Raw genomic sequence first — 20613 nt, forward strand, 5'->3', positions numbered from 1 at the left:
CGTCTGCTTCCGGTTCGTCCGGCTGGTCCTCACCGCTGTCTCAACGCTCGGGAGACAGCGGTGAGAACCAGCCGAACACAGAGGCAACGCCGCACGGACGGACCGCCACAGGCGGCGGTTTTCGTGCGGCTGGCCGTCACCGCTGTCTCAACGCTGCTGAGACAGCGGTGAGGACCAGCCGGATACGGACCCAACGCCGCATGGACCGGTCACAGGTGGCGGTCAAGCCAGGTGAAGGACTCCTCCTGCATCTCGGTGGTGAAGACGTGGCCGAGGCCGGGCCAGGTCTTGGTGCGCAGGCGGTGGGCGGCGCGCTGGTCGGACCAGACGCGGGTGAGTTTGGCGTACGCGACGGCGGTGCCCTCGGCGGTGAACAGGGGGTCCAGCTCGCCACCCATGACGAACATCGGGCGGGGTGCGGCGAGGGTGGCCACGTCGGGGATGTCGAGGTGCCGGTAGAGGCCCGGGTGCAGCATGTAGAACGCGGACTGGCCGCGCAGCGTGTTGTTGCCGGGCACCATCATCTCCTTGAGGCCGGTCATCCAGCACGCCGAGACGGTGGCGGCGATGTGGTCGGAGAGGGCGGCGACCTGCCACGCGCGGTAACCGCCCATCGAGAAGCCGACGGCGGCGATCCGGCGCGGGTCGACCTCGGGAAGGGTGGCGAGGAAGGCGGCGGCGCGGGCGTCCTCGCGGGCCATCAGACCGGCCGGTGACGAACCCAGGTTGAACAGGTTGCTCGCCAGGGCCTGCTGGTTGTCGTAGGTGAGGCCGCCCCGGTCGCCCCAGCCGAGCGCGTCGACGGCGAGGACCGCGTAGCCGCGCCGGGCGAGCTGGTCGCCGACGAACCGGCCGCTGAAGTAACGGTCCGCCCAGGATTGCGCCGCGGCGAGACGCGTTTCGTCGTACCAGGGCTGGATGAGTTTCTCCTTGCCGATGTCGAATCTGGCGCCGTGATCGTGGAGCAGGAGCGCGGCCGGGAACGGTCCGGGGCCGTCGGGCACGAGCATGGTGGCGCGGACGCGGCTGTGCCGGGTGAGGTTGAAGACGACCTGACGGCGGCGGTATCCGGGGGCGGCCTGCTCGTCGATGGTCTCCGGCTCGAAGGGGGTGCGGTCGGCGGGCTGGCAGAGCAGGCTCTCGAACTGGTGGCGGGCGCGACGGCGCCAACCGCGGAAGTCGCGGTCGCGGGCGTGCGGCCACGCGAGGGGGAAGGTGAGTTCGTCCTTGAGGCGCTCGTAGAAGACCGGCAGGTTCCCGCTGATCACCGAGGGGCCCTCGAAACCGGCAGCGGCCAGGGCGTCGGTCAGGTGCGGTGCGGCGAGGGCCGCGGCGGGCAGGGTGATCACGGAGCGGCGCTTCATGAGGATTCCTTGTCGTCGATGGAATTTCGACGCTAGAAAGCCCTTTCCCGCATGTCAACAGATTGCCGCTCGCCCTGGGGACGGTCCGGGCGAGCGGCAATCCGGTTCGGGGTCAGCGGCCCTGGAGAGCCTTGACGTTGTCGCCGAAGGTCCAGTTCTTCGAGCCGTCCCAGTTGATCGACCAGGTCATCAGGCCCTTGATCCCGGGGACACTGTTGACCGCCTGGGCGACCAGGGCCGGTGTCATGTGGCCACCGCCGGCGCCGATCTGCGCGGGCAGTCCGGGGACCTGCTTGTCGTACGGAATCCGGATGGTCGTGCCCTGGATGGTGAGGCCGTTGGCGAGGCACTGGGTCTGCACGGTGAAGCCCTGGACGGTGCCGGCGCCGTAGGAGTCGCCGGAGCAGCCATACATGCTGCCGTTGTAGTACTGCATGTTGAGCCACCAGAGGCGGCCGTTGTCCAGGTACTTCTTGATGATCGGCAGGTAGGAGCCCCAGATCGAGCCGTAGGTGACGCTGCCGCCGGTGACGTACGCGGTCTCCGGCGCCATGGTGAGGCCGAAGTTCGACGGCATGTTCGCGAGGACGCCGTCGATGATGCGGATCAGATTGGCCTGCGAGGTCGACAGGGTGTTGATGTTGCCGCTGCCGGTGAGGCCGGTCTCGATGTCGATGTCGATGCCGTCGAAGTTGTACTGCTTGAGGATCGGCACGATGGTCGCCACGAAGCGGTCGGCGACGGCGCTGGAGCTGAGGTCGACGCCGGCGGTCGCGCCGCCGATGGACATCAGGATCGTCGCGCCCTGGGCCTTGGCGGCGCAGATCTCGGCGACGGTGGGCACCTTGACGCCGGAGTCCATGCCGTTCTCCCACAGGACGGTGCCGTCGGAGCGGATCACCGGGAAGGCGGCCATCAGCACGTTGTAGCCGTGCTGGGCGATGCGGCTGTCGTTGATCGGGATCCAGCCCATGCCGGGGTGCACACCGTTGGCGGCGCCGTCCCAGTTCTCCCAGTAGCCCTGGAGGACCTTGCCGGCCGGGCGGCCCTTGACGCCACAGCCGGTGGGGTTGCTCGGCGACGGCGAGGGGCTGGCCGACGGGCTCGGGCTTGCGCTCCTGCTCACCGACGGGCTCGGGCTGGGGCTGGTGCCGCCGTCGCAGGCGCCGAGGCTCTTCCACAGCGTCGGGGTGGCGGCCGGGTTCCAGCCGGTGCCGGCCCAGGCGGTGTGCGTGACCAGGGCCTGGTAGAGGGTCGACTGGTAGGTGACCTGCTGGCCGGCGGTGTAGCCGGCCCCTTCGGCCCAGAGCGTCGAGGAGCAGGCGACGGCGGCGTTCCCGGTCGACGCGAAGGCGACGGCCGAACCCAGCACCACCCCCACTCCGGCGACCAGGGCCAGCAACTTGCGGCGAACCCTCATGTGAACTCCTCGACGACGTGGGCCGACTGTGTGACGTGCGTGACCACATCCTGGAGTTCACCTACGTAAATATCAAGGGTTGTTAACAGTAATTCCCGCCAGACCGACGATCAGGGCAGGCGGCGACAGAACAGAGCGTCCGGGGTACGTGCGGACAGCAACCGTGCGGTGTACGCGATCCCGGCCACGTACTCGTCGTCGGCGCACTGCCCCTTGTAGTGGCCGTCAGCGAAGTCGCCGCCGGGGGCACCCGCCGGACGGTTGTCGCCCCGGTCGAACCACACGGTCCGGCCGGCATCGGTCACGCCGGTGATCGTGGTGGCGCACAGGGCACTGGACACGGCCGCACCCCGTACCGCGTAGCCGACCAGCACCGACGCCGCCGGGCACTGCAACTTCGTGTAGCCGGACGCCCAGTCCCGGGAGACGTGCCGCTCGTCGGTCACCACCTGGTGGGCGTTCCAGGTGATCGGGCGGGACACGTCGGTGCACAGGCCCCGGTTGCCGGTGTGACTCAGACCGATCAGACGCTGACCGTCGGGGCAGGCCGCCTTACGGGCACCGCTGTCCCAGTCCGGCCGGGCGCGCATCGTCGCGGACGCGATGAAGTCGCCGTGATCGGGGCTCAGCATGTCGCGGTACGGGACCGGTGCGACGTACCCCTGCCGGCTCGGGGCCGTGACCAGCCGCTGCCAGGCACCGGACCGCCAGTCCGGGCCGTCGAGGACACCGGATCGCCGCCCCGCGGCGTCGAAGAACAGCAGCCCCCACTCGTTGCCGCTCTCCGCCCACCCGACCGCCGGCCAGTAGGCGAAGTCGGCGTCGGCGCGAACCAGCAGATCCACGAAATTCTCGAACCAGGCGCGCTGGCTGCTGCCCTCGGCGGCGTTCGCGTCGACGCCGAACTCGCTGATCCACACCGGCGCGGTGAAATGGCCACCCGCCTCACCGGCGACGAACAGCGCGTCACGGTGGACGACGGCGGCCAGGTCGGCCGGGCTCAGATCACGGTAGCGGGGGTCGGTCGTCTCGCCCGTGCCGGTCGCGCCGCTGTGGTTCGGGCCGGTGTAGTCGTAGAAGTGCGCCGCGTACACCAGCTTCCCGGACGTGATCAGCGTGTGCGACAGCGTGCGGACCGGGCGCAGGGTCGGCCGCTCGTGCGGGAAGCCGTCGACCGGGATGCCGGTCCAGTTGATGCCCTCCACGATGATCAGAAGGTTCGGGTTGGCCTCGGCCAGAATCCGGTCCCCGGCGCGCTGGGCGGCGGCGAACCAGTCGTGGGCGCCGCCCCGGCCCCAGTTCGGGTCGTCCAGGATCGTGCGGCGCACCTCGTTGTACAGGTCGGCGCCCACCACCCGCGGATCGTCGCGGTAGCGGCGGGCCATGAACACCCAGTCGTCCTCCCACTGCTGGACGCTCTGCGAGGTGTTCCACCGCTCGTTGCCGTCGACCGCGCAGCACCAGCGGGTCGTGTTCGTGTGATTGTTGAGGATCACCGCGAGGCCGGCGCCGGTGAGTTCGGCGATTACCCTGTCGTACACCTGCAAGGGGGTCGATTCGCGCAGTCCGGGGTTGGCGGCGACCGCGGCGTCGGTGACCGGGCGGGCGTCGCGGACCATCTCGTTGGAGAACGGCAGGCGCACGCTGTTGAGACCCAGCTCGCGGAACCCGGCGACGATCGTGGCGAGGGGCGCGCGGTCCAGGCCCAGCGGAATCCGCCCGGAGTTCTCGCCGGCGTGGTGGTTGGCGTTGTCGGCCGTGTCACCGGAACCGTTCCAGGTGCCGCTCGCCCCGTGCCAGTTCCCGGACCGCAGCTTGAAACGCTGCCCGTCGGCGTCGACGATGTACCGCCCGCGGGTCGACAAGGGGCCCGTCCATCCCGGCTCCTCGGCGCCGGCGGCCACCGGCGGCGCAGCGGCCACCGGCGCGGTCGGCGGCAGAGCCGCGAGAAGCACAGAAGCCAGAATCAGACGTACGGCCAGGCGCACGGTGACCACCAACCTTCGTCGACGAGTCCGGTGGCTCACATTGAAGTGCATCAGCATCTTTTCCGGAACACTCCTAACAATGAACGTGTCGCCCGGTCGAGCGGGCCACCGCACCTGGCCGGGCCGGCCGATCGATGACGCACCGCTTCACGGCAGACACCCGTCACCTTCCCGGTCGGCGAGGGGTCCTACCGCGGCGGGGTTCGCCTCTCTCCGCTTCATTCCTGCCACGGGCGCCTAGACTGCAAGCAAGGCCGGTCCCGGCCGCCGCAGCGATGACTCCGGCGGGACCGTCGAATCTTGGCCGGCTGCTCTCGCAGCCCTCAGGGTCAAAAATGCAGGACCGTCTTCCCGGTATGGCCGATGCGCCGATCAACAGCCGCGTGCCGTAAGACCGGCGGGGTTCTGCTCGGTCCGATCTCCGCCGCGACCATGCGACGGAGAAATCGATTTGGGGAGATTATGAACATCAACAAGGTAATCGCCGTCGTCGTGATCGCTTCGGCCGCCGCAGCCATCACTCCGGGTGCGGTGTGGGCGGCTCCGCAGCGCGAACGCGCTGCTCACAGCCAGGCGACAACCATCGATCCCGCCGACTGCCATGTGGAGGCAAGGTTTACCTGCAAGGTTTCGGACATGAAGCTGCAATGCGGCGTCGAATTGGTCCTCGTATGCGGAATCGACGGCGTACACGCCCGGGCATACCGAGATGCCTCTCGCTCCGATCAATAGCCGAAACACGTCCACGGTGAGCCCGGGGCGCCACGGATGGCGTCTCGGGTGACGCACGCGTCAGGCTTTCGGGAGGTCAGTGATCGTGAACTTCTCGGTCCAGAGTGAGAATGACGGCGACACGTACCCCGCGCGGATCTCCAGGCCGAGTCTGTCCGACAACGGGTAGCTCGCCCAGATGAGAACCGGCTGACCAGCGGGCACGGTGATGGTCCCGCCCTCCTTGCCTCGGCATTCCCAGTCCGTCGGTGCGAAGTTCCCGCCGGACACGCCGGAGGGATGGAACACCTCGATCCGCACACTTCTGCCCATGTGGCGCTCCGGGTCCTCGTCGGCTCGCAGGCAGAAGAGGGTCACGTCTTTCGTCATGTCGTGATAGCGGCTCATGTCGAAGAAGAAGGTGACGGTGCCGTCGGCGACGTCGATGTGGTCCAACGTCATCTCGTTGTCCGCCATCCGCAGGGACGCCGCGTACCGGCCGGCGTCCGGTCTGGACGTGGCGACGAACTCCCAGGCTCGTGCCGCCAGATAGACCACCAGCCCCAGCGCGACGACGAAGACCGCGAGCTTGAAGAACCAGCCGAGAAGCACGAAAACGCCGGAGGCCAGGCCGGATCCCTCGTTCATCGCCTTCACGTACTGCTCGTTGGCCGACCAGCCCACTGGCCGCCCGTCCGCGGTCCAGTCGCGTCCCTTGTCGTCGATCGGCATGACGCCGACCGTAGCGACCGGCCCGGACGCCGGAATCGGCTCTCCGGCCTGGTTCTGCGAGACTCGGCGCCATAAGGCGGCGGTCGACGGTGACGTATCGGCCGGGCCGCGGTGGGCGGCCGCCCACCGGCTGAGGGTGAGCGGCACAGGCCAGCGCGGGCGGTCGTCAGTCCGGGCGGCGGGCGCGGAGCAGGGACACCAGCCGCTCGGCCGCGCGTGGGTCGCGGCTGAACAGGGCCGCGGTCAGCAGCGCCAGCGCGCCGGCGCCTCCGGACACCAGCGCCCATTCGGGCACCAGGCCGCTGCTGATCAGGGCGGCGCCACCGCCGAACGCCGCCACCACCTCGGCGGCCGATCGGGGATCGGCCCGGCGGATGGCCCGGATCATCCGGCGGCGGTGCTCACGGACTCCCGGGCTGTCGAGGGTGTTCAGGGTGGCGCAGGCGAGTTCGGTCATCTCCGCGGCGATCTCCGGCGCTTGCAGCGAATGGGCCAGCGGTACGTGGAAGACCAGGGTGTCCAGGGAACTCCGCCGGCGGCTGGCGGCCGGGAGGGGGCGGACGGTCCGCAGGTTGTGCAGCCGGTCGGCGAGCGTGATCAGGGTCAGTTCCGGATCGTCGGGCGCCTCCGTGCGTACCACGCCGAGGGTCAGGTCTTCGACGAGTCCGGCGATGCCGGACCCGAACTCGGCGTGCAACTGCCGCGAAGTGATGTCGGTGTCCTCGATGACGTCGTGCAGAAGGGCCGCGCAGACGGCGGGCAGCGTGCCGCCGTGCGAGGCGACGATCCCGGCGACGGCGACGGGATGGCTGATGTACGGGTTGCCGTCGCGCCGCCGCTGGCGTCCGTGGGCGCGCTTCGCGAGTTCGTAGGCGTTCCAGACCGGGAGGATGTCGCCGTGGCGACCAGATTCACTGAGGGTGCCCATGAGGTCACCAATCGTGTAACCCATAGGGCGATCGTAGAGGTGGCGCACGAGTCGCAGACCCGTGCGCCACCTCCGGAGGCGTCAGCCGATCGCGAAGCTGGGGTGCGGCGGCTGGTTGTAGGCGGTGTTCTGCCAGGCGACCGCCGTGCGGTACTGGCGGTCCTGCATCAGCGACGGGCGCGAGATGCTCGTCGGGTCGGTGGTGGAGTAGATCCGCAGGGCGTTGTTGCCGGTGGTGGGCCAGATGACCTCTTCCCGCCAGTCGCCGAGGATGTCGGCCTGCAACGACGGGGTGGCCTTCGTGCCGTTGTTGGAACGCACACCCGCGGCGGTCAGCAGGCGGGTGTCGGAGCCGGTGCCGTACTTGTCGATGTGGGTGCCGTCGAGCAGTTCACGCTGGGCGTCGCCGTCCCACCAGATGACGAAGTTGGCACTGGACGGTTTGCGGCCGATGTTCTGCCCGGACGTGTTGTGCAGGCCGGACACCGCCGACGACCACGATTCGGCGCCGGGGCTGCCGGCGTAGATGTCGGCCGAGACGCCGCGGCCGTTGTCGCAGCCGCAGGACGCGTTGGACCAGATGATCGATCCGGTACGGGCGTCGGCCATCCACGCGGCCAGTTTGTTGGTGCTCTCGTCGACCTTGAAGACCTCCAGTCCGGCACGGCTCGGGATCAGGTCGCCGACGTGGAGGGCGTCGCCGTGGCCCTGCCCGTTGGTCCACAGGCCGGAGCCGTTGTCGTCGACGGCCATCGCGCCGTACATGATCTCGTCCCTGCCGTCGCCGTCGACGTCGGCGACCGAGAGCTGATGGTTGCCCTGGCCGGCCCAGGCCGAACCGTTCGTCGACGAGCTGCTGTCGAAGGTCCAGCGGCGGGTCAGGGCGCCGTTGCGGAAGTCCCAGGCCGCGATGACCGAGCGGGTGTAGTAGCCGCGGGCCATGATGATGCTCGGGTAGGACCCGGTGACGTAGGCGGTGCCGGCGAGGAACCGGTCGACCCGGTTGCCGTAGTTGTCGCCCCACGAGGAGACGGTGCCGCGCGCCGGGACGTAGTTGGCGGTCGCCATCGCCCGGCCGGTCTGGCCGTTGAAGACGGTCAGGTACTCCGGTCCGGTGAGGATGTAGCCGGAGGAGTTGCGGTGGTCGGCGGTGGAGCTGCCGATCACCGTGCCGCCGCCGTCGATGGTGCCGTCGGCGGTCTTCATGGCGACCTCGGCCCTGCCGTCACCGTCGTAGTCGAAGACCTGGAACTGGGTGTAGTGGGCACCGGCCCGGATGTTCCTGCCCAGGTTGAGGCGCCACAGGCGGGTGCCGTTGAGTTTGTACGCGTCGATGTAGACCGGCCCGGTGTAGCCGGCCTGGGAGTTGTCCTTGGCGTTGGACGGGTCCCATTTGAGGACGATCTCGTAGGAGCCGTCGCCGTCGAGGTCACCGACGGAGGCGTCGTTGGCGCTGTAGGTGTACGCGACGCCGTCCGGTGTGGTGCCACCGGCCGGGATCTGGATCGGCACGTCCTGGTAGGCGGCGGCCAGCGCCACCGTCGGAGCGGCGGTGTCGGCGAGGGTCTCGGCGCCGCCGGTCACCGGGCGGACCGTGTAGGAGGCGCCGACCGGGGCGCCCGCGTCGGTGAAGTTGGTGCCCTTGGCGATCGGGGTGGCGGTCACCTTCGTGCCGTTGCGGTAGACGTTGAAGGCGACGCCGGCCGGATCGGTGGTGAGCAGGCGCCAGGAGAGGAAGTTGCCGGTGGCGGTGCGCAGGCTGATCAGGCCGCGGTTCTCAGTGGTGGCGGCGGCGGCCTGGGAGCCGGCGGGCACGCCGGGGACGGCCAGCGTCACGGCGGTAACCACCGCGGCGACACTGGTTAACAGTTTGAACATGGGGGATCCAAACTTGTGGGGGAAACGGGGTTCCGGCGGCGATCGCCATTCAGCCGGTGACGCCAAGCCTCCATTTCGTAGGCATTTCAGCCGACCGGGCATGCGGGGATCATGGCAGGTCAGCCGAGTTGCGCGGCAAGGTCAGGAAATGTTGAAAGCTTTCATTCCTGACTTGTACTTAACCGGTTCGCAACCTTCACCGTGGCCGATGCTATAGACGTGCCCCGATATCTGCAATAGCCCGGCGGAACTGGGCGAGCAGGACGGCAGCCCACACCAGCGCGCACCCGGCCGCGTAGGCCATCGCGGTCGGCGGCGCATCGGCGGCCGTCCACAGCAGCGCCATGACGGCCAGATAGACGGCACCCGCGGCCGGCGCGTAGGAGCCCTTTGCACCCTCTGCCGGCCCGCCCCGGAACGCGATCACCGCGGCGAAGGCCAGCGCCGCCATCTCCACCCACAGCACCACCGCCCGGCCGGCCGGGCCGAACGGCACAGTCGGCAGCGAGAACACCATCATCGCGAGCGGCGTCAGAAGGCCCACGGCGGCGATCCGCCACACTGCCAGTCTCCGGCCGGCCAGCAGCAGCCGGGTCAGCAGGGCGGTCCCGAACGGCGCGGCAGCCGCGAAGATGACGGCGCTGGTCAGCGGGGCGTCGCCGAGCAGCGGCGTGTTCGACGGCGCGGCCGGGTTCCACACCCACCAGCGCAGCCCCGGTCCCAGCTGGTCGAAGATCTCGTACCCGGCGTGGAAGACCACCGCGACGCAGGCCGCGCCGAGCAGCGGATTGCGGCGCTCCAGGATGCCGGTCCGCTGGACGAGGGCATAGGCGAGGTACGTCATGGCGGGGTAGAGCGCCACGATGTACAGCGGCAGGCGGTCGAAGAGGAACTGCACCGTGAAGACGTTGTGCACGAAGATCAGGCCGACCTGATCGTCCATCCCGAACCGGTCGGGGAAGTACAGCGGCGGCTCCAGGATCAGCACGTAGACGACGGTGGCGAACCACAGCCCGAGGTTGGCCGGATCGCCGCGGCGGCGCCACCACAGCACCGCATGGATCAGGGCGGCGACGGCGAGCGCCACCATGAGCAGTTCGAGGACCGGCTGCGTCCAGCTCTGCGCCGTGGTCGGGTCACGGACGGTCACCAGCGGGTTCGCGGTCGCGCAGTCGATGCCGCCGAGCATGTCCGCCAGCGCCGTGAAGTCGTCGTGACACGGGCTCACGGCCGTCACCGCGCCGTCGCGGTGTAATACATGCTCAGATCGAGGCCCTGGTCGTAGGCGGCGAACCAGTCGGCGGCGAAGGCCGGGAGCGGCTCGCCGGCGGGCCGGTGGTGCGGCACCTGCGAGCGCAGCAGCCGGTAGACGAGTGCCGCCATCTCGGCGTTCCCGGCCGGCGCGAACGGTGACGGCGGTGCGATGCCGAACCGTTTCCGCAGGCCACCGGCGAGTGGGAGCCGGGTGAGCGCCTCCTCCCGGCGTACCCCGTCGGGTGAGATGTTGTGGTACCCGGCGCGGCGGTCCGTTTCCGGCACGTGCCGGTCGAAGCCGCGCAGGATGTTGCGGTAGACCGTCATGACGTGGCTGAAGGTCGCCTTGGTGACACGGCTGCGGTACCACCGGTTGTGCACGACCGCGTCGAAGACGACGAGTGCCGAACTGCGGTGCTCGACCTCCTCGCAGAAGTGCCACAGGAACAGCGACGCCACCCGCTCGTCACCGGGCCGGAACAGGACGTCCTCGTGATCCAGCATGATCTTGAACAGTGGCGTGAACGTCGCCTCCAGGTCGGCGGTGTACGCCAGCTGCCACTCCAGCGGCCGGGTTCGCAGCAGGTCGTCGTAACTGGCGACCGCTTCGTCGACCACCTCTTGCAGGCCGGGGTACTGGGCGACGAGCGCAGCCACGTGCCGCCGGTGATTGTTGGCGTGCTGCGCCTCCTGCCGCAGGAACGACTCGGCCTCCTCGGCCGCCGCCGGGTCGGTGATGAGCGGCATCGCCTTGCGCGTCGACGCCACGATGAACTTCTCGAACGCGACGGCGATGATGCTGATCGCGTTGCACATGAGCCCGAACTTCGGATGACTGGGCAGCCACTGGAACGGGATGCTCTCGTCCAGCCTGAAGTTGATGCGGCGGATGGGCAGATCCGTCATCGCACACCTCTTCGACGTCGGGACCCCAAAAGTAGAACACGTTCTACATTCGTGTCCACCGTCGGCGTCGGCGCATGCTGTAAGCGGCCGCTACCGGTGGCCTCCCGAGATCTCCGCGGTCGCAGTGCACGAGCCCGGCCGCGACCCTTACGCCGGGAGCGACTTCACGACGAGCGGCAGGCCGACGAACGCGGCGAACGGCTCCAGGGCCGCAACCGCCTCGTCGAGGTCGAAGTCGGCCAGGGGCTGGACGGTGACGGTGACGGCCTTCTTGCCCAGGGTGCGTTTCCAGGTGGCCATCACCCGGCCGTCACGGACCAGCGTGGACTGGAAGATCCCGTTGCCACCGGGGACGACCTTGGCGACCTGCTCCCTGGTGGCCATCATGGAACGGTCCTTGTAGCCCAGCATGTACTCGTCGAACCCGGGCAGGGCCCACCAGCCGGTCACCGGGCCGACGTCGAGGACCTCCGGGTCGGCCCACATCTCGACGCCATCGACGTCGACCGGGGTGAGGCCGGCCGCGGCCACGCCCTTGCGGCAGTCGGTCAGCGTCAGGCCGGTCCAGCCGGCGAAGTCCTTCACGGTCGTCGGGCCGTGGGAGCGGAAATAGCGCTTCGCCAAGATGGCCAGACCCTCCTCGCGGGACGGGCTGTTGCGCTCGGCCACCCACTCGTCGAGCAGCACGAACGTCTGCTCGGCACCCCGGTTGGGTGCTATCGCCGTCACGCCCCGCTGACTCACATACCACAACAGGTGGTAACCGCGCTGACCGTCGACCGAGATGCCGCCCTCGGTCAGCGCGGTCATGCACTCGGACCGCGTCAAGCGGCCGCCGCCGGCCGCGACCGCGGCGGCCAGGACGTCCATGGCCCGGTGTGCGGTCTTCTCGTCGAGACCCAGATACTCCCAGCGCTTGGCCACGCCGCTGAGGGTGCGGACGCCGGCCAGCTCGAGCATCCAGTGCGCGTCGGCGGACGGAACCAGATGGACGGTGCCGCGCATCGGCCAGGTACGCACCACGTCGCCCCGCTCGGTGGCCGCGACCACCTCCGGCAGGGTCGCCCCGCGCAGGCGCACGCCCAGCGACCAGAGGATGCTGTTGAGGTCCTGGGCCTGCATGGCGCCGAACCACTCGACGATGCCTGCCACATCCAGGCCTGCCACATCCAGGCCCGCCACATCCGGTCGCGTGCGCGGGCCGAGCAGCAGGCTGGTCATCCGGAGACTCAGGGCCGTGTTGGTGTCCACGGCCCCGAGCCTAAAGATTTCAGCGGCCGCGCTGCGACCGGTACCGCTTGATCAGCGCGTTCGTCGACGAGTCGCCGTCGTCGGACGGGGTCTCGCGGGAGGTCAGTCTCGGCGCGAGCTGGTTGGCCATCACCTTGCCCAGCTCGACACCCCACTGGTCGAACGAGTTGATCTCCCAGATCACGCCCTGGGTGAACGTGATGTGCTCATAGAGGGCCACCAGCTGCCCGAACGTGGCCGGGGTGAGGCGCTCGGCGAGGATCGTGGTGGTCGGGTGGTTGCCCTGCATGACCCGGTGCGGCGCGATCTTCGCGTCGGTGCCCTCGGCCTCGACCTGCTCCAGCGTGCGGCCGAAGGCCAGCGCGCCGGTCTGGGCCAGGAAGTTCGACATGAACAGGTCGTGCATCTCGCCGATGTCGTGGTTGGGCACGCTGAACCCGATGAAGTCGGCCGGGATGAGCTTGGTGCCCTGGTGGATCAGCTGATAGAAGGCGTGCTGGCCGTTGGTGCCGGGCTCGCCCCAGAAGACCTCACCGGTCTGGAAGCTGGCCGGCTCGCCGGACAGGCGCACCGACTTGCCGTTGCTCTCCATGGTGAGCTGCTGCAGGTAGGCCGCGAAGCGGTGCAGATACTGCGCATAGGGCAGCACGGCGTGCGACTGGGCGCCGAGGAACGTGTTGTACCAGACGTTGATCAGACCGAGCAGCGCCGGCACGTTGCGCTCGATCGGGGTGCTGCGGAAGTGCTCGTCGACGGCGTGGTAGCCGGAGAGCATCTCGGCGAACCGCTCCCTGCCGATCGCGATCATGACGGAGAGACCGACGGCGGACGGCAGCGAGTAGCGGCCACCCACCCAGTCCCAGAAGCCGAACATGTTCGCCGTGTCGATGCCGAAGTCGGCGACCTTCGACGCGTTGGTGCTGACCGCGACGAAGTGCTTGGCGACCGCGGCGGCGTCGCCACCAAGGCCCTCCAGCAGCCAGGAGCGCGCCTCCTTGGCGTTGGTCAGCGTCTCCTGCGTGGTGAAGGTCTTGGACACCACGATGAACAGGGTGGTGGCCGGGTCGAGGTCGTGGGTCTTCTCGAACAGGTCGGTGGGGTCGATGTTCGAGATGAACCGGCACTCGATGTCGCGCTGGGTGAAGTCCTTCAGCGCCTCGTAGGCCATCACGGGGCCGAGGTCGGAGCCGCCGATGCCGATGTTGACGATCGTCTTGATGCGCTCGCCGGTGTGGCCCTTCCACTCCCCCGAGCGCACCTTCTCGGCGAAGGCACCCATCTTGTCGAGGACCTCGTGCACGTCGGCGACGACGTCCTGGCCGTCGACGACCAGCGACGCGTCACGCGGCAGCCGCAGCGCAGTGTGCAGGACGGCCCGGTCCTCGGTGATGTTGATGTGCTCGCCGGTGAACATGCCGGTGATCTTCTCGCTGAGTTTCGCCCGCTGCGCCAGCGCGAAGAGGGCACTCAGCACCTCGTCGGTGACCAGGTTCTTGCTGTAGTCGACGTAGAGGTCGGCGACCTCGGCGGCGTAGCGGTCGCCGCGCTGCGGGTCACTGCCGAACAGGTCGCGCAGGTGCACGGCGGCGAACTTCTCGGCCAGCCCCTGAAGGGTCTGCCACTCGGCGCTGTCGGAAACGTGTTCGCTCATCTCTCCCACTCCGAACCTGGACGACGCACAAATCGTGGCACGATCCGCTGCCCGGCACCCGCGAACCGGCCGCACTGTCGTGTCCTGTCCGCGAGGTTAGTACTCCCGACAACCCGATGCGGCCTCGGTGTCCTTCTTCTCACTTCCGTGAACCCGTACCCGTGTCGGGCTGCTCTACACCCCACCGGCGATCGTCGGATGGGCGGTCGCGATCGGCCCGTGACCGGCGGGCTGCCCGGCCGTCGGCACCCTCCCGATCCGGACGGCCGGGCGAAAATGTCGTACCCCGCATCTAGTTTTCTGCGCATGGTTTCCGCGGCGTACTCGTACCTCGGCTCGTCGGTCCTCGACGACGGCCTCACCCTGCAGACCTCCGGTGGTCCCGCAGCGCACCCCCGTTTCTTCACCGGCTTCCTCACCGACCCCGGCGCCGCGGCCACCGGCCTGTTAGCCGTGGCCGAGGTCGCCCGGACCCGGTACTTCCGGCCCCTGCCGCCGGCCAGCCTCGACCCGGTCGTCACCGCCGGCTCCGACCGGCTGCGGTTCGAGTCGTTCTCCGGCTGCTGCGGCGTCTACGCCCGGATGGACGTGCTGCCCGGCGGCCTCGACGGCGACATCGTCGCGCACGGCACCACCAACGTCGACGTCAACGTGCCGCTGCAGCGGGCGCTGACCCGGGTCGGCCGGGCCGATCCGATGCACGTCGCGGTCGGCCCCGACGACCTCACCGTCACCACGTTCGACGGCAGCCTGGTGGAGAAGAAGGTGCCGTTGCCGTCGCGCTGGCTGCGCGGCTTCGCCGAGGCGCAGGTGCTCACCGCCCGTTTCGACCCGCGCGCCGAGATCGGCGTCACCGAGGCCCGCATCCTGCTCAACCGGCTCCCGGCCGCCGACAGATCGGTGCTGTGGGCGGTTCCGGCGGGGCGTTCGCTGCGCTTCACCTCCCGGCCGGTGCCGGGTGCGGTGTGCCTGCCGGGCGCCGGCCGGCTGGCGGCCCTCAAACCCTTCCTGCGGTACGCGACGGGGCTGCGCGTCTACGGCCCGGCCGTCGTCGCGGGCAGTGGCCCGGTGGCCAGCACGTGGGAGCTGAGCATGCCGTCGCTGCGGCTGTCGCTGACCCTGTCGCCGGAGCCGTACCGCGGGTTCTCCGGTGAGGGCGCCGTCCTGGACGCCCTGGCAAGTGACGAGGCTGCCGACGACGCCGACCTGGTCAGTGCCCTGCTGTCGTGGGATCCGACGATCGACGTCGACGCGCTGGCCACCGCGTCCGGGCTGGACGCGAGCCGGGTCCGCGACGCACTCACCCAGCTGGGCACGGCGGGGCGGGTCGGCTACGACGTGGCCGAGGCCGGCTACTTCCATCGCACCCTGCCGTATTCAGCCGACGTGGTGGAGCGGATGAACCCGCGGCTCGCCGGCGCCCGTGCCCTGGTCACGGCCGGTGCGGTCACCGCCGGGCCGGAGGTGTCGGTGGTGCGCAGCGGCGGGGAGACGTACCACGTCCGCGACGCCACCTCCTGCACGTGCCCGTGGTGGGCCAGGCACCGGGGCGAGCGCGGGCCGTGCAAGCACGCCCTCGCCGTCCGCATGGTCCAGGCCGGCGCGGTCGTCGAGGATGCCGAGGAGGAGATGGCGGTATGAGCCTGGACTGGGAGACCGTCGACCGTCGCGCCCGCAGCGGCGACCAGCCCGGAGTGGCCCGGCTGATCCTGGAGGCCACCGAGCCGGAGCGGCTGGCGTTCGCCAAGGCCGTCGAGTCCGGTATCAAGGGCACCGACCCGGAGGTGTACTGGCGGGCCCACGTGGATCCGGCGCCCGGGTATGCGCTCGCCGTGATCGGGACGGCGCCGACCGCCGCCCGGGCGGCGACCATGCTGCTGCGGCGCGGACTGCGCGACTCGTGGCAGCGCATCCAACTCGGGCGGCTCACGCAGATCGCCGACGCCCGGCACCTCGACTGGCTCGGCGAGCTGGGCGAGCGACTGTGCGTACGGCTGCCCACCCGCGACGTGTGGGACGGCGGCGACTGGGCTTTCGCCGCCGGGCTCCTGCACGCGGGCGGGGCGCAGCCACCGGTCACCGAAGGTGTGGTGCGGGGCTGGCTCGCTCGGCTGATCGGGCTGCGGGACGGGCGGACGCCGCCACTCAGCGGGCGGCTGCGCGACGATCCGCACCTCGACCTGCTGCTGCCCGGCGTCTTCGAGATCGACGGCATGGGCGCCGACATCTACCACGCCACCTGGGGCGAGGACCCGGCGCAGAAATCGGGGATGCGGTTCCACGACGCGGTCGCCGCACTGGTCGCCGAGGGCCGCCTGGAGCGCAAACCGATCCTCGCCGCGACCGTGGACCGGCTGGCCCGTGGCGACAAGCCGAACGCGTTGCGCCCGTTCGTGCTGCTGCACGACGAGCTGGCGCCGACGGTCGACGAGATCGCCGCGCACGCCCTCGACTACGCCCGGCTGCTCGCCGAAGGCCCCGGCGCGATCGCCACGCTGGCGCAGCGCTGTCTGCGCACGCTCGACGACACCGGCCGCCTCGATGTGGACACCCTCCTCGAGAGCAGCCTGCCGGTCCTGTTCCGCAAAGAGAAGGCCCTGGTCAAGGCACAGATCACCTGGTTGGAGAAAGTGGCGAGGCGAGAGCCGGAGCGGGCCGCTGAGGTGTTCGAGACGGTCGCGGCCGCGTTCGGGCATCCGGCTCTCGACATTCAGGAACGCGCCCTCACCCTGATCACCAGGCATCTGCCCGCCCTGCCCGCGGACACCGTCGCCCGCATCGCTGAGGCGACCACGGCCCTGGCCGGTGACCTGCCGGCCCGGGCGGCCGCCGTGTTCGGCACGACCGTCGGGGCCGGGCCCGGCCCCGAACTGCCGCCCTACCCGGGGCCGGCGCTCATGCCGGCGCCGATCACCGCCGCGGCCGAGCTGGCCGAGGAGATCGCGGTCCTCGTGCACGAGGAGTCCGGCGTCCGGTGGGAGCGGGTCCTGGCCGCCCTCGTCAGCCTGCACTCCGACGGCCGCGGCGAGGAACTGGCCACCGTCCTGCCACCACTGCTCGACCGGTATCCGGGGGAGCTGAGCGACGACACATGGAACCGGGGTGCGGCCCTGGCCTGCCTCGGTGCCGCGATCTCGGTGGCGACCGGCCGGCCCCGCGACCACGGCACCCACCAGCGGCTGTACGGCGCGGTGCGGACCGCCCGGCAGGAAGGACGGCGTGGCGGCATCGGCTCGGACCTGTCCAGCGCGCCCGACGGGGTGCTGGCCCTGCGGATCGCCGAGATCGCGGTGCACCTCAACGGCTCGATGATGCCGATGCTGGTCGCCACACCCACCCACGTGAACGGCAACCTCGACCCGGAGGTCCTGCTGGACCGGCTGTCCCGGGCGGAGGCCGAGGGCTGGCAGCCGTGGCCGTTCGACCTGGAGCAGGCCCTGCTGCGCCTGCCCCGTACCGAGGTTCCCGCCGAGGTGACACGCCGGGCCACGGCGCTGACCTCACCGGCCGGGCGGCAGCTCGCCCAGTGGCTCGGCTCCGGTGGCCTGCCCGACCCCGCCAGTGAACTGTTCATGCAGGTGCCGGCCATCCACGAGCGCGGGTTCGTGTGGGGCGTCGACGTGCCCCGGCGGATGGCGGCGACCCTGCGCCCGTCCCGTGACGGCGGGCTGCGCCTGGAACGGCAGCTCCTCACCCTCGACCCGCCGGCGCACCCGAAATGGGCGCCGGACCAGTTCGGGGAGCGGCCGGGCGTGCTGGCCATGGTGCTGCCACACCATCGGGAGGTGGCCGCGGCCTGGGCGATCGGCGAACTCGCCGCCCTCGCCGACCAGGATCAGCGCGGCAACGGCCGGCTGCTGCCCCTGCTGGCCGAAGGCACCGGTCGCATCGGCCCGGCCCTCACCTACGGCATGGCGTACACGTTCGGCGCCAAACAGGAAGCCGACCGCGCCGCCGCCGTCGACGCGTTCCTGATGATGGCGGCGGGTCCGGAGCCGTTCGCGGGGCCGGTCGGCGCCGCGCTGGCCGACCTGGCGTCGGACAGCGCGGTGAAACTCAACCGGGTGCTGCCCGCCCTCAGCGACGTCCACCGCTCCGGCGGATCCGCCGCCATCTGGGAGCTGTTGACGGCGGCGCTGCCACCGTTGCTCGCGGCGAACCATCGGGCGCTGGCCGATCTGCTGGAACTCGCCACCCAGGTAGCCGTCGCCATCGGCGCCCGGACCGAGATCCCGGGCCTGGCCGCGGTCGCCGGCCGACCAGGAACGTCGCGCCTGGTCCGGGAGGCGAAGCGCCTGCATGCGGCCCTCGCCGCCTGACCTGCCGGTTCGCCCCGTGGGTGCCGCTCCCCCGGCGCCCACGGCCCAGGATGTCTCCTCATCAGGGTCCGGCGACCGGAGGGATCAACGGCGTGTCGTGGCTTGCCTGCACGTGACTTCTCGGGCGGTTTCCTCACGGCTGCCGACCGCTCCCTCGCAGCGAACGGCCGCAGTTCCTCACGGGAGCCGAGCGCTTCTGCCGGCAGCGGCTGACCGCATTGCCTCACGGCAGCCGACCGCCTCCGCTCGCAACGGCTGACCGCATTGCCTCACGGCAGCCGACCGCCTCTGCCCGCAACGGCCGATCGCATTGCCTCACGGCAGCCGACCGCCTCCGCTCGCAACGGCTGACCGCATTGCCTCACGGCAGCCGACCGCCTCCGCTCGCAACGGCTGACCGCATTGCCTCACGGCAGCCGACCGCCTCTGCCCGCAACGGCCGATCGCATTGCCTCACGGCAGCCGACCGCCTCCGCTCGCAACGGCTGACCGCATTGCCTCACGGCAGCCGACCGCCTCCGCTCGCAACGGCTGACCGCATTGCCTCACGGCAGCCGACCGCCTCTGCCCGCAACGGCCGATCGCATTGCCTCACGGCAGCCGACCGCCTCCGCTCGCAACGGCCGATCGCATTGCCTCACGGCAGCCGACCGCCTCCGCCCGCAACGGCCGACCGCATTGCCTCACGGCAGCCGACCGCCTCCGCTCGCAACGGCCGATCGCATTGCCTCACGGCAGCCGACCGCCTCCGCTCGCAACGGCCGATCGCATTGCCTCACGGCAGCCGACCGCCTCCGCTCGCAACGGCCGATCGCATTGCCTCACGGCAGCCGACCGCCTCTGCCCGCAACGGCCGACCACATTGCCTCACGGCCGCGTGCCCGGGTGGCTTGCGGCCGCCGAGGCCCACACCGGCATCCATACGGGCACCCACACCGGCCACCGGCACCGGCGGGGCAGGAAGAATCCGCCAAGACGCCCCGGGTGAGAACCCGGGAGAGGCCTCACAGGAGTTCGGGCGTCAGGGAGTGAGCATCGCCTTTCCGGTTGCGGGCGCGAGGATCCATTCGACGGTTACCGTGACCGACACGCGCTGGCGGCCCGGCTCGATGGGGACGGACATGTCCCCCGAGCCCAGGCTGGCCATCATCTTGTCCCGTTGGACGGGTTCCTCGTAGCCGAGGGTCGGCTCGCTGATCTTGACGACTCGGCCCAGAGGGCGTCCGGCTTCCCGGGCGTACAGTTCGGCCTTGGCTCGGGCGTCGGTGAAGGCCTTCTTGCGGGCTTCGGCGATCAGGGCGGTGTTCTCCTCGATCGCGAACGACACCCCGGTGAGGCGGGCCGCGTCCCCGCCGGCGGTGATCGCCACGGTCATCAGGGCTCCGGCCTTCGACAGGTCGCGGATCGTCGCGGTGAGTCCCTGGTTGACGTTGTAGCCAGTCACTTTGCCTTTGTCGTCGGTCGTCGAGGTGACGCTGACGTTCGCCGTCTGGAGGTCGGCCCGGGCGACGCCGGCGCGGACGAGTGCGTCGCGCATCCGGGTGGCCGCCTTGACCGCCTGGTCCAAGGCCGCAGCGACGGTGGCGGCGGTGGTGTCGACCGCGAGATCGGCGGTAAGTGTGTCGGGCTCACCGAAGACCGCGCCGGTTCCGGTGACCAGCACACTCTCCCACGCGGGATCCGACGCGGAGGCGCCGGAACGACCCGCGGGAGCGGCAGAGGAGGCACCAGAGCTACCGGCCGGAGCAGCGGCGCCACCGGAACGAGCAACCGGAGCGGCGGCAGCGCCGGAACGAGTGGCCTGAGCGGTGGCAGCGCCGGAAGCAGCGACCGCAGCAGCGGCAGCACCGGAACCAGCGACCGGAGCGGCGGCGCCGGAAAGAGCGACGGAGGACGTGCCGAATCGAGCGGCAGAGGGCACGGCGGCGGAGTGGCCGGCGGGTGCCGTAGCGGACGAAGGGAGCGAGGTAACAGAGCGAGAAGCGAACGAAGAAGCGGAGAAAGACGTAGAGGAGGACGTGAGGGCGGAAGCGAGACCTGGTGAGGCGAGCACCGGCGGGGCGCCGAGCAGGGCGGACGAGAGTGCGCCGGATGCCGTCAGGACGAGCGCTGGAACAGTGACACGTGAACGATTCATTTTCCCACCTTTTGAGCCGTTTTCCTCCCTATTCAAGACCTCGGGCCCACCGGACCATCGGGTATTCCCCGCAT

Annotated in this window: 14 protein-coding genes; 3 read left to right on the forward strand and 11 right to left on the reverse strand. The window is 70.2% G+C overall.

Annotated elements, in window-relative coordinates:
- Positions 1 to 209 precede the first annotated feature (209 nt).
- The 3 genes from BC793_RS00165 to BC793_RS00175 all read right to left on the reverse strand — a co-directional run bounded on the left by BC793_RS00165 (position 210) and on the right by BC793_RS00175 (position 4739).
- Positions 210 to 1364 (reverse strand): dienelactone hydrolase family protein, encoded by a 1155-nt coding sequence (locus tag BC793_RS00165; RefSeq protein ID WP_109588479.1) that lies wholly within the window; start codon positions 1362 to 1364, stop codon positions 210 to 212.
- Between the two features lie 112 nt (positions 1365 to 1476).
- Entirely contained in the window at positions 1477 to 2784 is a 1308-nt protein-coding gene (locus BC793_RS00170) for a glycosyl hydrolase family 18 protein (RefSeq protein WP_109588480.1), read from the reverse strand.
- Positions 2785 to 2894: 110 nt separating this feature from the next.
- Entirely contained in the window at positions 2895 to 4739 is a 1845-nt protein-coding gene (locus BC793_RS00175; RefSeq protein WP_239169823.1) for a glycoside hydrolase family 5 protein, read from the reverse strand.
- 495 nt (positions 4740 to 5234) lie between these two features.
- On the opposite strand from BC793_RS00175, the gene BC793_RS48635 reads away from it, so the two are divergent.
- Positions 5235 to 5504 (forward strand): hypothetical protein, encoded by a 270-nt coding sequence (locus tag BC793_RS48635; RefSeq protein WP_146246135.1) that lies wholly within the window; start codon positions 5235 to 5237, stop codon positions 5502 to 5504.
- Positions 5505 to 5564: 60 nt separating this feature from the next.
- Here BC793_RS48635 and BC793_RS00180 read toward each other — a convergent pair whose 3' ends face one another.
- From BC793_RS00180 to pgi, 7 genes are all read right to left on the reverse strand, one after another.
- Positions 5565 to 6362: a hypothetical protein gene (locus BC793_RS00180; protein WP_146246136.1), complete on the reverse strand. Its 798-nt coding sequence runs from the start codon at positions 6360 to 6362 to the stop codon at positions 5565 to 5567.
- Between the two features lie 19 nt (positions 6363 to 6381).
- Complete coding sequence (locus BC793_RS00185) at positions 6382 to 7167, reverse strand: HD domain-containing protein (protein WP_109588483.1); 786 nt, start codon at positions 7165 to 7167, stop codon at positions 6382 to 6384.
- Positions 7168 to 7224: 57 nt separating this feature from the next.
- A complete protein-coding gene (locus tag BC793_RS00190; RefSeq protein WP_158319166.1) occupies positions 7225 to 9021 on the reverse strand; it encodes a rhamnogalacturonan lyase in 1797 nt (598 codons plus the stop codon).
- Between the two features lie 211 nt (positions 9022 to 9232).
- Entirely contained in the window at positions 9233 to 10249 is a 1017-nt protein-coding gene (locus BC793_RS00195) for a hypothetical protein (RefSeq protein WP_146246137.1), read from the reverse strand.
- Positions 10250 to 10254: 5 nt separating this feature from the next.
- Positions 10255 to 11181, reverse strand: coding sequence for a metal-dependent hydrolase (locus BC793_RS00200; RefSeq protein ID WP_109588485.1), 927 nt, complete (start codon positions 11179 to 11181; stop codon positions 10255 to 10257).
- A 147-nt stretch (positions 11182 to 11328) separates the two neighbouring features.
- The gene (locus BC793_RS00205; protein WP_239169822.1) at positions 11329 to 12432 is read right to left on the reverse strand and encodes a winged helix DNA-binding domain-containing protein; all 1104 of its coding nucleotides are present in this window, start codon (positions 12430 to 12432) and stop codon (positions 11329 to 11331) included.
- 19 nt (positions 12433 to 12451) lie between these two features.
- Entirely contained in the window at positions 12452 to 14083 is a 1632-nt protein-coding gene (gene pgi / locus BC793_RS00210; protein ID WP_109588486.1) for a glucose-6-phosphate isomerase, read from the reverse strand.
- Between the two features lie 306 nt (positions 14084 to 14389).
- On the opposite strand from pgi, the gene BC793_RS00215 reads away from it, so the two are divergent.
- Both BC793_RS00215 and BC793_RS00220 read left to right on the forward strand, forming a co-directional pair.
- Positions 14390 to 15724: a DprA-like winged helix domain-containing protein gene (locus tag BC793_RS00215; RefSeq protein WP_109588487.1), complete on the forward strand. Its 1335-nt coding sequence runs from the start codon at positions 14390 to 14392 to the stop codon at positions 15722 to 15724.
- A complete protein-coding gene (locus BC793_RS00220) occupies positions 15721 to 18402 on the forward strand; it encodes a DUF7824 domain-containing protein (RefSeq protein ID WP_109588488.1) in 2682 nt (893 codons plus the stop codon). The genes BC793_RS00215 and BC793_RS00220 overlap by 4 nt, the downstream gene beginning before the upstream one ends.
- Before the next feature lie 1021 nt (positions 18403 to 19423).
- On the opposite strand, the gene BC793_RS50965 is transcribed toward BC793_RS00220, so the two are convergent.
- Positions 19424 to 20065: an SIMPL domain-containing protein gene (locus BC793_RS50965; RefSeq protein ID WP_109588489.1), complete on the reverse strand. Its 642-nt coding sequence runs from the start codon at positions 20063 to 20065 to the stop codon at positions 19424 to 19426.
- Positions 20066 to 20613: the final 548 nt, after the last annotated feature.

Source organism: Actinoplanes xinjiangensis, assembly GCF_003148685.1.
Taxonomy (GTDB): domain Bacteria; phylum Actinomycetota; class Actinomycetes; order Mycobacteriales; family Micromonosporaceae; genus Actinoplanes; species Actinoplanes xinjiangensis.

Bases quoted from the DNA above. Each gene is read 5' to 3' on its own strand.
- BC793_RS00165 (WP_109588479.1), bottom strand. From the start codon at position 1,364: ATGAAGCGCCGCTCCGTGATCACCCTGCCCGCCGCGGCCCTCGCCGCA.
- BC793_RS00170 (WP_109588480.1), bottom strand. From the start codon at position 2,784: ATGAGGGTTCGCCGCAAGTTGCTGGCCCTGGTCGCCGGAGTGGGGGTG.
- BC793_RS48635 (WP_146246135.1), top strand. From the start codon at position 5,235: ATGAACATCAACAAGGTAATCGCCGTCGTCGTGATCGCTTCGGCCGCC.
- BC793_RS00185 (WP_109588483.1), bottom strand. From the start codon at position 7,167: ATGGGTTACACGATTGGTGACCTCATGGGCACCCTCAGTGAATCTGGT.
- BC793_RS00190 (WP_158319166.1), bottom strand. From the start codon at position 9,021: ATGTTCAAACTGTTAACCAGTGTCGCCGCGGTGGTTACCGCCGTGACG.
- BC793_RS00200 (WP_109588485.1), bottom strand. From the start codon at position 11,181: ATGACGGATCTGCCCATCCGCCGCATCAACTTCAGGCTGGACGAGAGC.
- pgi (WP_109588486.1), bottom strand. From the start codon at position 14,083: ATGAGCGAACACGTTTCCGACAGCGCCGAGTGGCAGACCCTTCAGGGG.
- BC793_RS00215 (WP_109588487.1), top strand. From the start codon at position 14,390: ATGGTTTCCGCGGCGTACTCGTACCTCGGCTCGTCGGTCCTCGACGAC.
- BC793_RS00220 (WP_109588488.1), top strand. From the start codon at position 15,721: ATGAGCCTGGACTGGGAGACCGTCGACCGTCGCGCCCGCAGCGGCGAC.